Origin of the sequence: Clostridium sp. (assembly GCF_050717635.1) — a bacterium.
GTDB lineage: Bacteria > Bacillota > Clostridia > Clostridiales > Clostridiaceae > Clostridium_AD.
The window spans coordinates 21,132-33,812 of sequence record NZ_JBOITO010000013.1 but is presented as its reverse complement, the minus strand read 5'-3'; the positions used below and the strand labels follow the sequence as shown (position 1 = coordinate 33,812).

12 protein-coding genes and 2 other annotated features are annotated in these 12,681 nt (G+C 30.1%); of the genes, 5 read left to right on the top strand and 7 right to left on the bottom strand.

Annotated elements, in window-relative coordinates; all coding sequences use genetic code 11:
• Window positions 1–43 precede the first annotated feature (43 nt).
• The 5 genes from ACREWB_RS06030 (at window position 44) to leuS (ending at window position 5,483) form a co-directional block, all read left to right on the top strand.
• Window positions 44–592 carry a class IV adenylate cyclase gene (locus ACREWB_RS06030; RefSeq protein WP_431546582.1) on the top strand — a complete coding sequence of 183 codons (549 nt, stop codon included), beginning with the start codon at window positions 44–46 and terminating at the stop codon, window positions 590–592.
• Window positions 592–1,518, top strand: coding sequence for a DUF5685 family protein (locus tag ACREWB_RS06025; RefSeq protein ID WP_431546581.1), 927 nt, complete (start codon window positions 592–594; stop codon window positions 1,516–1,518). The genes ACREWB_RS06030 and ACREWB_RS06025 overlap by 1 nt, the downstream gene beginning before the upstream one ends.
• Window positions 1,502–2,134 carry a J domain-containing protein gene (locus tag ACREWB_RS06020; protein ID WP_431546580.1) on the top strand — a complete coding sequence of 211 codons (633 nt, stop codon included), beginning with the start codon at window positions 1,502–1,504 and terminating at the stop codon, window positions 2,132–2,134. Before ACREWB_RS06025 ends, ACREWB_RS06020 begins: the two co-directional genes overlap by 17 nt.
• 26 nt (window positions 2,135–2,160) lie before the next feature.
• Window positions 2,161–2,655: a hypothetical protein gene (locus tag ACREWB_RS06015; RefSeq protein ID WP_431546579.1), complete on the top strand. Its 495-nt coding sequence runs from the start codon at window positions 2,161–2,163 to the stop codon at window positions 2,653–2,655.
• An 83-nt stretch (window positions 2,656–2,738) separates the two neighbouring features.
• Window positions 2,739–2,973 (top strand) — a binding site (T-box leader).
• A 53-nt stretch (window positions 2,974–3,026) separates the two neighbouring features.
• A complete protein-coding gene (leuS, locus tag ACREWB_RS06010; protein WP_431546578.1) occupies window positions 3,027–5,483 on the top strand; it encodes a leucine--tRNA ligase in 2,457 nt (818 codons plus the stop codon).
• Window positions 5,484–5,567: 84 nt separating this feature from the next.
• Here the strand turns inward: leuS and yjbM are convergent, their stop codons facing one another.
• The 7 genes from yjbM to ACREWB_RS05975 all read right to left on the bottom strand — a co-directional run bounded on the left by yjbM (window position 5,568) and on the right by ACREWB_RS05975 (window position 12,610).
• Window positions 5,568–6,359, bottom strand: a complete 792-nt coding sequence (yjbM, locus tag ACREWB_RS06005) for a GTP diphosphokinase (RefSeq protein WP_431546577.1) — start codon at window positions 6,357–6,359, stop codon at window positions 5,568–5,570.
• Between the two features lie 39 nt (window positions 6,360–6,398).
• The gene (locus ACREWB_RS06000) at window positions 6,399–7,088 is read right to left on the bottom strand and encodes a metallophosphoesterase (RefSeq protein ID WP_431546576.1); all 690 of its coding nucleotides are present in this window, start codon (window positions 7,086–7,088) and stop codon (window positions 6,399–6,401) included.
• 23 nt (window positions 7,089–7,111) lie between these two features.
• The gene (locus tag ACREWB_RS05995; RefSeq protein WP_431546575.1) at window positions 7,112–7,378 is read right to left on the bottom strand and encodes an EscU/YscU/HrcU family type III secretion system export apparatus switch protein; all 267 of its coding nucleotides are present in this window, start codon (window positions 7,376–7,378) and stop codon (window positions 7,112–7,114) included.
• Between the two features lie 54 nt (window positions 7,379–7,432).
• Window positions 7,433–9,037 carry a hypothetical protein gene (locus ACREWB_RS05990; protein WP_431546574.1) on the bottom strand — a complete coding sequence of 535 codons (1,605 nt, stop codon included), beginning with the start codon at window positions 9,035–9,037 and terminating at the stop codon, window positions 7,433–7,435.
• A 173-nt stretch (window positions 9,038–9,210) separates the two neighbouring features.
• Window positions 9,211–10,431 (bottom strand): tyrosine--tRNA ligase, encoded by a 1,221-nt coding sequence (gene tyrS / locus ACREWB_RS05985; protein WP_431546573.1) that lies wholly within the window; start codon window positions 10,429–10,431, stop codon window positions 9,211–9,213.
• Between the two features lie 96 nt (window positions 10,432–10,527).
• Window positions 10,528–10,745 (bottom strand) — a binding site (T-box leader).
• 188 nt (window positions 10,746–10,933) lie between these two features.
• A complete protein-coding gene (locus ACREWB_RS05980; RefSeq protein ID WP_431546572.1) occupies window positions 10,934–11,296 on the bottom strand; it encodes a hypothetical protein in 363 nt (120 codons plus the stop codon).
• A gap of 168 nt (window positions 11,297–11,464) precedes the next feature.
• Window positions 11,465–12,610 (bottom strand): AlbA family DNA-binding domain-containing protein, encoded by a 1,146-nt coding sequence (locus tag ACREWB_RS05975; RefSeq protein WP_431546571.1) that lies wholly within the window; start codon window positions 12,608–12,610, stop codon window positions 11,465–11,467.
• Between the last annotated feature and the right edge of the window lie 71 nt (window positions 12,611–12,681).

The following is a 12,681-nucleotide window of genomic DNA, read 5'->3' as shown; positions in this document are numbered from 1 at the left end:
TAATAAATACAGATAGAATTATAGGAACATAGGGAGGATCACATTGAAAGAAATGGAAGTTAGAATTATAGATATTAATGTAGAAGAAATTCGCAGAAAACTATTAAACATAAATGCCCCAAAAGTAAAAGAGGAAAATCAAATAAATAATATTTATGATTTCTCAGATAGAAGATTACTTAAAAGCAAAGGCTATGCAAGAATACGCACAGTGAAAGATGAGCTAACAAATTCTACCATTCACTATATTACCACAAAAAAACTTATTAGCCAGGAAAAGTACAAAATCATGGAAGAGCATGAGTCAGAAATCAAAGATGAATTTGCCGCTAAAGGTATATTCGAATCCTTAGGTCTTAATCTTGTACAATCCATCAAAAAATATAGAGAAAGCTATAAGTATAAAAATACCCTTATAGAAATAGACATAAATGAGAAGGCATTCTGTCCTTTTCCCTATATAGAAATTGAAGGTAGTGACGAAATTGAAATAGAGGAAGTTGTAGCCTTACTCGGTTACAGCCTGTCAGATACTACCTCCAAATCTATTTATGAATTAATAGAATCAAAAAAACTGGAGAATAAGCTATAATGTTTGGATATGTAACACCCTGTAAAATGGAAATGAAAATAAAGGACTATGAAAAATTCAAAGCTTATTATTGTGGTCTATGCCATTCTATTAAAAATAATTTTGGTAATCTGCCTAGACTTACATTGAATTTTGATATGACTTTTTTGGCTATACTATTAGATTCATTGTCAGAGTGCGATTGCAATTTCAACCAATTTAAATGTGCAATTCATCCACTAAAAAAAAGGATTATGATTAATAATAATGAATCTTTAGATTATGCAGCCTTTTGTAATGTTACTTTAGCCTATTATAAATTAATGGATGATGTTCAAGATAATAAAACAATTAAAAGCAAGATTTTTTCTTTGTTTCTAAAGCACTATTTGTCAAACTCTAAAGTAGAATATAAGTATATATTGAACTATATGCAGGAAAAGCTTTTATTACTAAACACCTTAGAATTAGACTCAGAAGATATAAGTATAGATGAACAGCTATCCATAGATGAATTGTCTCATGTTTTTGCTGATTTAACAGGCACTATAATATCATTTTATTATGTGAATGCTCCCTTCAAAGATGATTTATATTGGCTTGGTTATAATTTAGGTAAATGGATATACATTATAGATGCTTATGATGATTTAGAAAAGGACATAAAAAGTAATTCTTTTAATGGTATAAATTCATTATTAAATACAGATAAATTAGAATTTGAAAATTTTTCTAAATCTATAGCACCAAGAATTGATTTTATATTAACTACCTGTGCGGAGCAATGTTTAGCCTATTTAAATAAATTGCCAACACATAAAAATGAGGATATATTATATAATATACTTGAACTTGGACTCATGGAGAAAATGGATAAGGTACTTGTTAACAAATTAGATATTAATTATTTAAAAGGAGTGGAATATAAAGATGGCAAATCCCTATGAAGTACTAGGTGTAAGAGAAGGAACCTCTAAAGAAGATATTAAAAAAGCCTATAGAGAACAAGCAAAAAAATATCACCCTGATCAATACGGTGATAATCCACTGAAAGATTTAGCAGAAGAAAAAATGCAGGAACTAAATGAAGCCTATGACTCACTTATGAAGAATTCTGGTTCATCTAATAGTTACGACTCCTCAAATAACTATAATTCCTCCACCAACTATAATTCTTCTTCAAATAGTGATTATACAAGTAATAACATATACCAATCTGTAAGAATGGATTTAAATAGCGGGAATATACCTTCAGCTGAGCAAAAATTAAGTACTATGAGCACAAAAAATGGTGAATGGAATTATTTAATGGGAATGATTCACCTAAAAAAAGGCTGGCATGATAGTGCTTATAATTTTATTAGCATAGCTTGCAATCAAGAACCTAATAATGTTGAATATAGAAGTAGTTTTAATTCACTAAATAAAAGGAACTCTAATTATAGAGACAACTATTATGGCAGGCGTAATAAGAACCCTGATATGGGTAATTTATGCATTAACTTGTGGTGTGCAGACAGTCTTTGCGAATGTTTAGGCGGAGATCTATTTTCCTGTTGTTAAGCTTATTTATTTAGGAGATGATTTTTATGAAATCTAACAATATTGCTAAGGGTGGTATTCTGGCAGCCCTTAGTTTGATATTACTATATTTTTCTTCTATTTTCCCTACAAATAGATTATTTGCATTAGGAATAGCTTCCGCAATTATCCCTCTTTCTATTATAATGACTGGAATAAAAAATACCATTGTAGTATACTCTGCTGTTTCTCTACTTGGATTATTTATTATACCATCAAAATTTATTATCATATCCTATATATTGATTTTTGGTTCATATGGCTTTATGAAATATTATATAGAAAGACTACGCAGTATAATTTTAGAAATTACACTTAAATTATTATATTTTAATATAAACTCCGCAATAATTATATCTATATATAATTCAGTATTAAAAATTCCTAATATAAATATGTATTTATTAATACTCTCACTGCAGTTTTGCTTTATAGTCTATGACTATACACTTACTGCCTTTATATCCTATGCAAACAAAAAACTCATAAAAAAAATCAAATAAGCTACTTACATAAGAGGTCTTGACAGAAAATTCTATTTAAATTATAATTGGTAATAATAAAGTATAAAAGAAACAAACTATTATAAATTGCTTTGATTAGGAGTAGTAGTATTTTTAGCATTTCAAAGAGAGCTGCTGTGGCTGTGAAGCAGTAATGATATAATACGAACTTACCTATGAGCTTACTTTGCAAGTAAACACTTGCTTAAAGGCAAAAGCTTACTTGTGAAAACAAGTACGGTTAAAACCGTTATATTTTTAAGTGAGGTGTAATGCCTAATTAGAGTGGTACCGCGGAATATTACTTTCGTCTCTTTGTTGAGATGGAGGTTTTTTTTATTTTGATTTACATTTTACAAGGAGGAATAACAATGGCAAAATACAATACAACTATCGATGAAAAATGGCAACAGAAATGGGAAGAAACTAATCTTTATAAATTTGATGAAAATAAACCTTCTAAAAAACTATACGTACTTGAAATGTTCTCTTATCCATCTGGAAGCCAATTACATGCTGGGCATTGGTTTAACTATGGTCCTGTTGATACTTGGGCTAGAATGAAGAAAATGCAAGGATACAATGTATTCCAGCCAATGGGTTTCGATGCTTTTGGTCTACCTGCGGAAAACTATGCAATAAAAACAGGCGTACACCCAAAGGATTCTACAGATCAAAACATTAGTAACATGGAAAAGCAATTAAAAGCTATGGGCGCAATGTTTAATTGGGATCATGAAGTGGTAACTTGTCGCCCAGATTATTATAAATGGACTCAATGGTTATTCTTAAAACTATTTGAAAAGGGTCTTGCTTACAGGAAAAAAGCACCTGTAAATTGGTGCCCTAGCTGTAACACAGTGCTTGCAAATGAACAAGTATTAGACGGGGCCTGCGAACGATGTGGTACTGAAGTTACTAAAAAGAAATTAACCCAATGGTTTTTAAAAATCACTGACTATGCTGATGAACTATTAGAAAAACTTGACACCTTAGATTGGCCTGAAAAAACAAAATCAATGCAAAAACATTGGATAGGTAAATCTACCGGCGCTGATGTCATTTTTAAGGTAATTGATTCAGAGGTAGACTTTAGTGTATTCACTACAAGAGTAGACACTCTATATGGTGTTACGTATGTTGTTATAGCCCCTGAAAATGATCTTGTAGATATATACACTAAAGACGAATATAAAGATGCTGTTGAAGCTTATAAATATGAAGCTAGAAAACAAACCGATATAGAAAGACAATCTATATCACGAGATAAAACCGGTGTATTTACAGGTTCCTATGCTGTTAATCCTATCAATAGACGCAAAGTTCCTATTTGGATTGCTGATTATGTCCTAAACACTTATGGAACTGGAGCAGTAATGGCTGTTCCTGCTCATGATGATAGAGATTTTGCCTTCGCTACTAAATACAATTTACCTATTGAAAGAGTAATTATTGGTTTTAAAAGTGTAATTGAAAGTCCTGAAAGCCTTCCTTATACCGAGCATGGAAAAATGGTTAATAGTGAAGAGTTTGATGGTTTATCTACAGAAGACGGAAAAGAAGCAATAGTTAAAAAATTGGAAAGTATGAATTTAGGTTCAGAAAAAGTAAACTTTAGGCTTCGTGATTGGTTAGTTTCAAGGCAAAGATATTGGGGAGCTCCTATTCCAATAATTCACTGCGAAAAATGTGGTACAGTTCCCGTTCCTGAGAATCAACTTCCTGTAGAACTTCCTTACAACGTAGAATTTGCACCAGACGGAGAATCGCCCTTAGCTAAATGTGAGGAATTTATGAATGTACCTTGCCCGATTTGCGGCGCTGCATCTCATAGAGAGGCTGATACTCTAGACACCTTCGTTTGTTCTTCTTTCTATCAATTTAGATATGTAGATAACAAAAATAGTGAACGTGCTTTTGATAAAGATTTAGTAAACAAAATGCTTCCTGTAGACAAATATGTAGGAGGACCTGAACATGCATGTGGTCACCTACTATATTCAAGATTTATAACCAAAGCCCTTAGGGATATGGGATATTTAAACTTTGATGAACCTTTCTTATCTCTTACACACCAAGGTTTAATTTTAGGCGAAGATGGACTTAAAATGAGTAAATCCAAAGGTAATACTATATCTCCGGACCAATATATAAAAGAGTTTGGATCTGATGCCTTTAGAATGTACCTAATGTTTGGTTTTGGTTATACTGATGGCGGCGCATGGAGTGATGACGGTATAAAAGCTATGGGAAGATTCATTGAAAGAATCGAAAGAGCTATAGAGACTGGAATTGAGGAAATTTCAAAAAAGTGCAATAATAGAACCTCGCTTGACAAGGCAGATAAAGAATTAAACTATTGGAGGCATTTTGCAATTAAAGGCGTTACGGAAGATGCAGAAAAACTACAGTTTAATACAGCTATTGCAAGACTTATGGAACTTACAAATGCCCTTTCAAAGTATGCTACTGAAGAAATTAAAAATAAAAAGTTCTTAAAAGAAGTACTTGTGGATTACCTTAAACTTCTCGCTCCTTTTGCTCCTCACTTTGCAGAAGAAAACTGGGAAACTTTAGGTATGGGTTACTCTATATTTAATCAAAGCTGGCCTGAATTTGATGAAAGCGCTCTAATCAAAGATGAAATAGAAATAGCTCTTCAAGTAAATGGAAAAATAAAATCTAAAATAAAAGTACCTTCAGATTTAGATGAAGAAGGTATAAAAGAAGTTTCTCTTAAAGATGAAACAGTAATTGCTGCCCTAAACGGCAAAACTGTGCGCAAGATTATTGTAATTAAAGGGCGACTAGTTAATATAGTAGTTTAATAAATTTTATTACAAAAATGATAGTAGAGTATTTTATATTAAATACTCTACTATCATTTTTGCTATTCAGACTATTTTATCTAATTAAGCTCCATACATATCTAATGTTTTTTGCGTTGCTTTAAGCAGACTACTAAGCTCAAAAACTTCTCCTTCTTCTATTAGCTTATTTAATTGATCTCTATATCTAGTTGCATCAGTTAATTTTCCTAGAGAAGAAAGCATAATAATATTATTCATTATGTCCGATACCAAATTAGATTTTACCTCAAACAGTTTTTGCGCATCTTTGATTTCGTCTTTAATTTCTAACATCTGCTGATCTAACTGAAAAGCAGCATCCGCAGCACTTTTAAGTTTTCCTCTTATATTCTCTGGTATATCATGCTTGTATTTATAATTTAGAGAATGCTCAACTGTAGCCCAAAAATTCATTGCCAAAGTTCTAATTTGGAACTCTGCTAGTATTTCCTTTTGACCATCAGATAAGTTCACAGGATATTTTATAATCATATGATAGCTTCTATAACCGCTACCTTTTACATTTGCAACATAATCTTTTTCATAAACTATCTGCATATCAAGTCTTTGACGAATTAAATTTACTACCTTATCAATATCATCTACAAACTGACACATTATTCTTATACCTGCAATATCTTCCATCTCAAATTCAATTCTATCCAAAGGTATAGAAAATTTACTAGCTTTTTCAAGAATACTAGATATTTCTTTAACCCTTCCGGTAACAAACTCTATAGGTGAATAATCATTTTTATGTCTATATTCTCTCCTTATGCTTTTAAATTTCACTTTTAATTCTTCTACTGCCTGTTCATAAGGGATTAAAAATCTCTTCCACTCTCTTATTGCCATATCCTCAGTCCTTTATATAAAATTTAATTTTCAATAAAATTAATCTAATATTTTCAGTGGATCAAAATCCAAATAATCACAAGAGGTTACTATATACTCTACCCCCTCTATATTTCCTTCATACAATCTATTTAAAGATGCTCCATGCAAGTGCCCATATATTACCTTCTCAACATTATACTCTTTTATTAACCTTATAAGTTTAGTTTCTTCAAAACTATCATTAGTAGGTGGATAATGGAGCATTACGATAAATTTATTATACCCATTTTTCACTGCATCATCTAATGAAATTCGAAGCCTTATTAGTTCTCTATCATATATTTTTTCATCATGAGTAGAAAATTTTGCACTTCCAGGACAGTTCCATCCACGAGTTCCACATATAGCATACTCTTTATAGCTAAAAAAATTATTTTGTATGAAATTCATATCATCAAAAAGAGAATTAAGCTTTGTAATACTATTCCACCAATAGTCATGATTTCCTTTAATAAGTATTTTTGTGCCTGGGAGATTATGAATCCATTCTAAATCCTCATTACCCTCAGAAATGTTCATAGACCAAGAAATATCACCTGCAATTAGTACAGTATCCTTTGAAGAAACTTTACTATGCCAATTTTTTTTAATTTTATCTTGGTGGTTATTCCATTTTTCTCCAAATATATCCATTGGTTTATCTGAACTTATAGCTAAATGAAGATCAGATATTGCCCATAACGCCATATTATATCTCCTTTTTTAACATTTTAGTGTTTTTTCATTAACGAATCTATATCCATTACATAAGCAATAACCTTTGCTATTGCATCATATAACTCTAGAGGTATTTCTGATCCCACATCAACATTTAAAAGTAAATTAGCTAATTCATCGTTTTGAACTATAGCCACTTTACTCTCTTCAGCCTTCTGCAAAATTTTATCTGCTATATACCCTATTCCGGCTGCTGTTACTATAGGCACATCATATCCTTTTGCATATTTTATTGCAGCAGCTTTTTTTAATTTTTTCATTTTAATGCACCTCATTAGTGTTCAAAATTACATTTTTAAAATACCACAATCTTATTATACCTTTATATCTAATGTATTAAAACTCCTATCATCAAAAAAATCTCCGCAACTAGTCAGTGTAAACTCATTATCCTTTTTACTCACATCAATGTTAACCCTATAATTTAAAGTAGATAAATTTTTTATTAATTTTTCTTTACCAAGTTCAAAGACACTAATCCAAAATTCATCGCAATTTATATCAATATTCATATTATTATTGTTAATTTTAATATATGCATCCACAGTTCCCATATTTATTGTTTTTACTCTAGTAGCAATTTTAACATTTTTACTATCAATTTTTTTACCTTTTTTTCTATCATCTTTAATTATAAGTTTACACTGATATTCATTTTCTTTAACATTTATAGGCAAGTCCAAGTAATAGTATTGTTCTGAAATAGTATTAAACATTTTTATATCATTAAACTTTTGAGAAAATATATCCATAACCTTTTGGTACGACTCAGATTTTAGATTTTGCTTGCTTTCAATAAGAACCTTAACTATATCTTTAATCTCATCCGTTTTAAGTTTAATTTGCTCTTTAATAAGAAAATCTGTTGTTATCTTCTCTATATCGCTTTCAATATTGTTTATAATTACCCTGTCTATGTCTTGAACATTCAACTCACCTTTTATCATATTAATAATATCATTAAGAGAATTAGACTTACCATATCCACTTGCTTTATTGCTTACTGCACTTTTACTTACTAATTCCACTTCATTAATCATATCTTTTTGTAACTTATTTAAAGGTAATTGTTCCTCTTGCTTTATAATTTCGCTTTCCTTTGCAATCTTTAAGTCCACACTTGTAGGCTGAGACTGGTTTACTTTTATTTCAGCTTTTTTATCTGCTTCTGTAAAATTATTGGCATTTTCAGTTATATCACTATTCAAAACAAATTTATTAATATCTTTTAAATTGTTGTATATAGATGAATCTCCTTTAAATAGCTTTATAAAACTATCCAAATTCATTTTAGTAAGTTCTATATTATTTTCTTTAAATAATAATATCTCATCAATGTCTAAATTCTTTAAAGCCCCAAAAAAATCCTTTAATACTTTTGTTATTTCATTTGCTTTTTCGCTACTAGTGTCAATATTTCTGCTATCAAGATACTTTGCAATGAAAATATCCTCTTTATCTACATCTAAAAATATTTTTTCCTTAAAATCAATTAAATTTTTTATATCTATTATATTATCTTTAGTTAATGGCATATCATGTTTTATCATTTTTTCAAAAATCAAAATATCACTCTTGTCATTTCCTAAAAATTTTTCATTAGTGAAATTATCTAAATTATCACTTTTTACCATTTCATCCTGTTTATTTTCAGATAATAATCTTATTTTAAGCTTATTATCTTCAAAGCCTTCTACAACAAACTTAAGCACTCCACCACTGTTATCTTGTTCTAGTGACTTATCCAGCTTAGCTGCAAATTGCCACCCATCTAATAATTTTAAATTAACTTCTCCCTTTAGCTTATCAATACTTACTATTCTTGCATTGAATTTTTCTCCTTCTTCAAATGATATTTTACTAAAAGCTTTTTTATCTTGTGGTTTCTGTAAAATCGCAATGTTGCTAATTACTGACATAAGACACCTCCCACTTGACTTTCATACTTAATTATCGTACAAAATCTTTTTTTTTAAAGGAGGTTTAGTAAATATCTTTTTTCAACTCAAAAGTTCAAATAATTATTACCCGTCCCCTTATCTTTAGAGAAAAAAGCCGAAATAAATTTCAGCTTTTTCTCTTGAATTTATTGTTATTCTATTATTAAAGAATAGTATTTTTTCTTTCCTCTTTTAATAAGTATACTGCCACCTTTAAAATCTTCTTCTAAAAGTGTTGCATTTTTATCCTCTATCTTTTTATCATTGATTGTTAAACCACCTTGCTCAATTAACCTTCTAGCTTCCGCCTTTGAAGGTACCACTTTAGTATGCACCAATATATCCATTAATAGTGAACTCTTCATACCCACCGGTATAGATATTGTAGGCACGTCACTCATGTTAGCTCCACCACCAAATAATGCTTCTGCTGCTACCTGAGCTTTCATAGCTTCTTCTTCCCCATGAATAAGTTTCGTAACCTCAAAAGCTAAAACACTTTTAGCTTCATTAATTTTTTCATCTTTTAAAGCACATAACCTTCTAACTTCGTCCATTGATACAAAAGTGAGTAAGCATAAACATCTTTCTACATCTGAATCTGCAACATTTCGAAAGTATTGGTAAAAATCATAAGGGGATGTTTTGTTTGCATCAAGCCATAGAGCACCATTTTCCGTTTTACCCATCTTCTTGCCCTCACTGTTAGTAAGTAAGCTGCAGGTCATACCATAAGCAGCTTTACTTTCTTTTCTTCTTATAAGCTCCATACCAGCAATTATATTAGACCATTGATCATCTCCACCTAACTGCATAGTACATCCATGTTTTTGATTTAACACTAAAAAATCATATCCTTGCATAAGCATATAATTAAATTCAAAGAATGATAGTCCTTTTTCTAATCTTTGTTTAAAACACTCAGCAGTTAACATCCTGTTTACTGAAAAATGTACTCCTATATCTCTTATAAAATCTACATAGTTTAAATTTAAAAGCCAATCTGCATTGTTTTCTAGAATAGCTTTACCATCACTAAAATCTATAAGTTTTGAAAGTTGTTTTTTAATGCATGATATATTATAATTAATTTCTTCTTTTGAAAGCATTTTTCTCATATCCGTTTTTCCTGATGGATCGCCTATCATTGCAGTCCCACCACCAACTAGAGCTATAGGTCTATGACCTGCCCTTTGCATATGTGCCATAAACATCATAGCAATAAAATGACCAATGTGTAAACTATCTGCTGTTGGATCAAACCCTATATAAAATGTTACCTTTTCTGTTTCAAATATTTTCCTCATTTCATCTTCATGAGTAACTTGTTTTATGTACCCTCGCTCTAAAAGTATGTCATATACGTTTTCCATGAATAATTCCTCCTTATTTTTGTGCTATTTATTAATTAAATCATTATTGATGATGGTTATAATTAAAATGTCGTTAAAATAAAAAAAGCCCCCTAAGAAAGGGACGAAATAATTCCGTGGTACCACCCAAATTGATTTAACAATCCACTCATGCCTTATAACGTAAGGTAAGTCCGTCTCAGCTTAATTTAAAGATACCTTCATTTCAGCTTAAAGCTCCAGAATGTATTTCACTATAACCCTTAACTAGTTCACACCTTCCACTAGCTCTCTGAATAATTCTTATAGTTACTTTTTTCTTTCATAGCCTTTTAAATATAAATTTTTATGTTACTAATTATATATATGTATTTCAAGTATTTCAAGTGTTATAATTGCCGTTTTACCGTATTAAACGAACTTAGCTTATCTATACTCTCATTTTCGCTGATTTCATCTATAATTGAACATGTGCAGGGCTAAAGCCTTGCACATGTTCAATATAGAAAATAATTAAGTCAAGTTATGCGATATAATCCTTTAAAAACTCTGGTGGGTTCGTGCTTTCACAACTAACATTTACAAAAAAATCTACACTGTATTTTTTGGCTAAAGAGTCCATTTTAGAAAACAATTGTGCCATATGCTCTAGTTTATCATCTATAATATTAAATACACCATCAACAAAAATGGTATCAATATCATAATCTTTAGAGAGCATACCGCACAAAAAACCATAAAAATCATTATTGTTTTTTAAATTAAAATCATTTGTAGCTACAAACCTCATTTTACTACTCAGTTGTAGTAAAGCTTTAGTGTCATCATCAATATACACTATATTTCCTTTAACTTCGTCAACTTTTTCGTTGGCAAGTTTAATCAAAGCTTTAGTTTTACCTGAACCTTTTCTACCGCAAAATACATGAATAATGTTAACCGCCTCCTATTTTATCTAACATAACCAGATAATTATCAAACAGGTCTACACAACACACAATATAGTTATATACAGTATATAATATTCAGAATATTATTGCAATATTATAGTTTGTTAAATAAAAATTTTAATCCCTGGAAAAATCACCTTAAAACTATTATCCTTTTCAGAATCCACAAATATTACTTTACCATACTTTGTAAAAGCTTTTTTCATTCCCGCAAAGCCCCTGCCTGATTTTGCAAATCTCTTTCTATCATCTAAGGTTATTAACTTATCATATATCCACATATTTCTTTTTAAAGAGTTATGATTATTGATTTTCGTAGAAAATAATAGATTTCCTGGGCTTACTACGCTTACACTATTATAGTTTATTATTATTTCAATTTCCTTATAAAATATAGTATAATCTCTATAAAGTATTGCATTTTTTACAGCTTCATATACTGCTGCTATAGGATACTTTACTGGGAATATATTTTTAAATAATTCTTCTACACTATCTAGCATCTCTAATAAATCCCCTTGAATAATCATAACCTCATCAAACTTATTATTTACTTTGTTTATTATTTTTATCATGTTATGAGGTATATAGATACTATTAACTGAAGAAAATACTAATAAACCTCCAAGTGTCACTACTCTTTTGTTGTAATCTCTTTCAATAAAGGTTATTCCTGTATTGTCCATAAACCCCAACCTATTTTCTTCATTTACTAAAATACCCTTATTTAAAAAGTACTTGTCAATTAGATCAAATTTAAGGCTACTTACATCACTCCTTATAATGGGCATGGTTTCAATATTAAGACTTAAATTCTCTTGTAAGACAGAAATTAATTCTTCTTTTCTCATGGTGTCTGTAGTTGATCCACGTCTTATATAAAAAGCACCATTTTCCCTTAACTGATAAGGCTTCTGACCACCATCATAAATAGTTAGAATTGCTAAGGTTTTACTTTGGTATACTACAAACTCTATAGATATTGGGATAGGTGGTTCACATCTTGAGCTAATAATTTGCTGTAACTGTTCTTCTTTAAATTCAGAAGTATCAATACCTATAACTTTTTTTGTTTTATCTTCTACTCCAATAACAAGATATCCTCTTCCTCCACGAGAGTTAGCTATAGCACATATATCTTTTGCCAGTTCTTTTTTACCACTCTCAATTACTATATCTATTTTTTGCTTAAAGTCTAATTTTGTACCCTCATCCCTCTTTAAAAGCAAACTAATTTTTTTTGCATCCATACTTTCACCCCAACCCGCTATAATAATATACTATGTTTATAGTTATACAATGTTTCGATGATATTGCATTT

Coding starts and splice junctions, on each gene's coding strand:
- leuS (WP_431546578.1), top strand. CDS start 3,027: ATGGCAAAATACAATACAACTATCGATGAAAAATGGCAACAGAAATGG.
- ACREWB_RS06000 (WP_431546576.1), bottom strand. CDS start 7,088: ATGGCGTTATGGGCAATATCTGATCTTCATTTAGCTATAAGTTCAGAT.
- ACREWB_RS06020 (WP_431546580.1), top strand. CDS start 1,502: ATGGCAAATCCCTATGAAGTACTAGGTGTAAGAGAAGGAACCTCTAAA.
- tyrS (WP_431546573.1), bottom strand. CDS start 10,431: ATGGAAAACGTATATGACATACTTTTAGAGCGAGGGTACATAAAACAA.
- ACREWB_RS05975 (WP_431546571.1), bottom strand. CDS start 12,610: ATGGATGCAAAAAAAATTAGTTTGCTTTTAAAGAGGGATGAGGGTACA.
- ACREWB_RS05995 (WP_431546575.1), bottom strand. CDS start 7,378: ATGAAAAAATTAAAAAAAGCTGCTGCAATAAAATATGCAAAAGGATAT.
- ACREWB_RS06025 (WP_431546581.1), top strand. CDS start 592: ATGTTTGGATATGTAACACCCTGTAAAATGGAAATGAAAATAAAGGAC.
- yjbM (WP_431546577.1), bottom strand. CDS start 6,359: ATGGCAATAAGAGAGTGGAAGAGATTTTTAATCCCTTATGAACAGGCA.
- ACREWB_RS06015 (WP_431546579.1), top strand. CDS start 2,161: ATGAAATCTAACAATATTGCTAAGGGTGGTATTCTGGCAGCCCTTAGT.
- ACREWB_RS05990 (WP_431546574.1), bottom strand. CDS start 9,037: ATGTCAGTAATTAGCAACATTGCGATTTTACAGAAACCACAAGATAAA.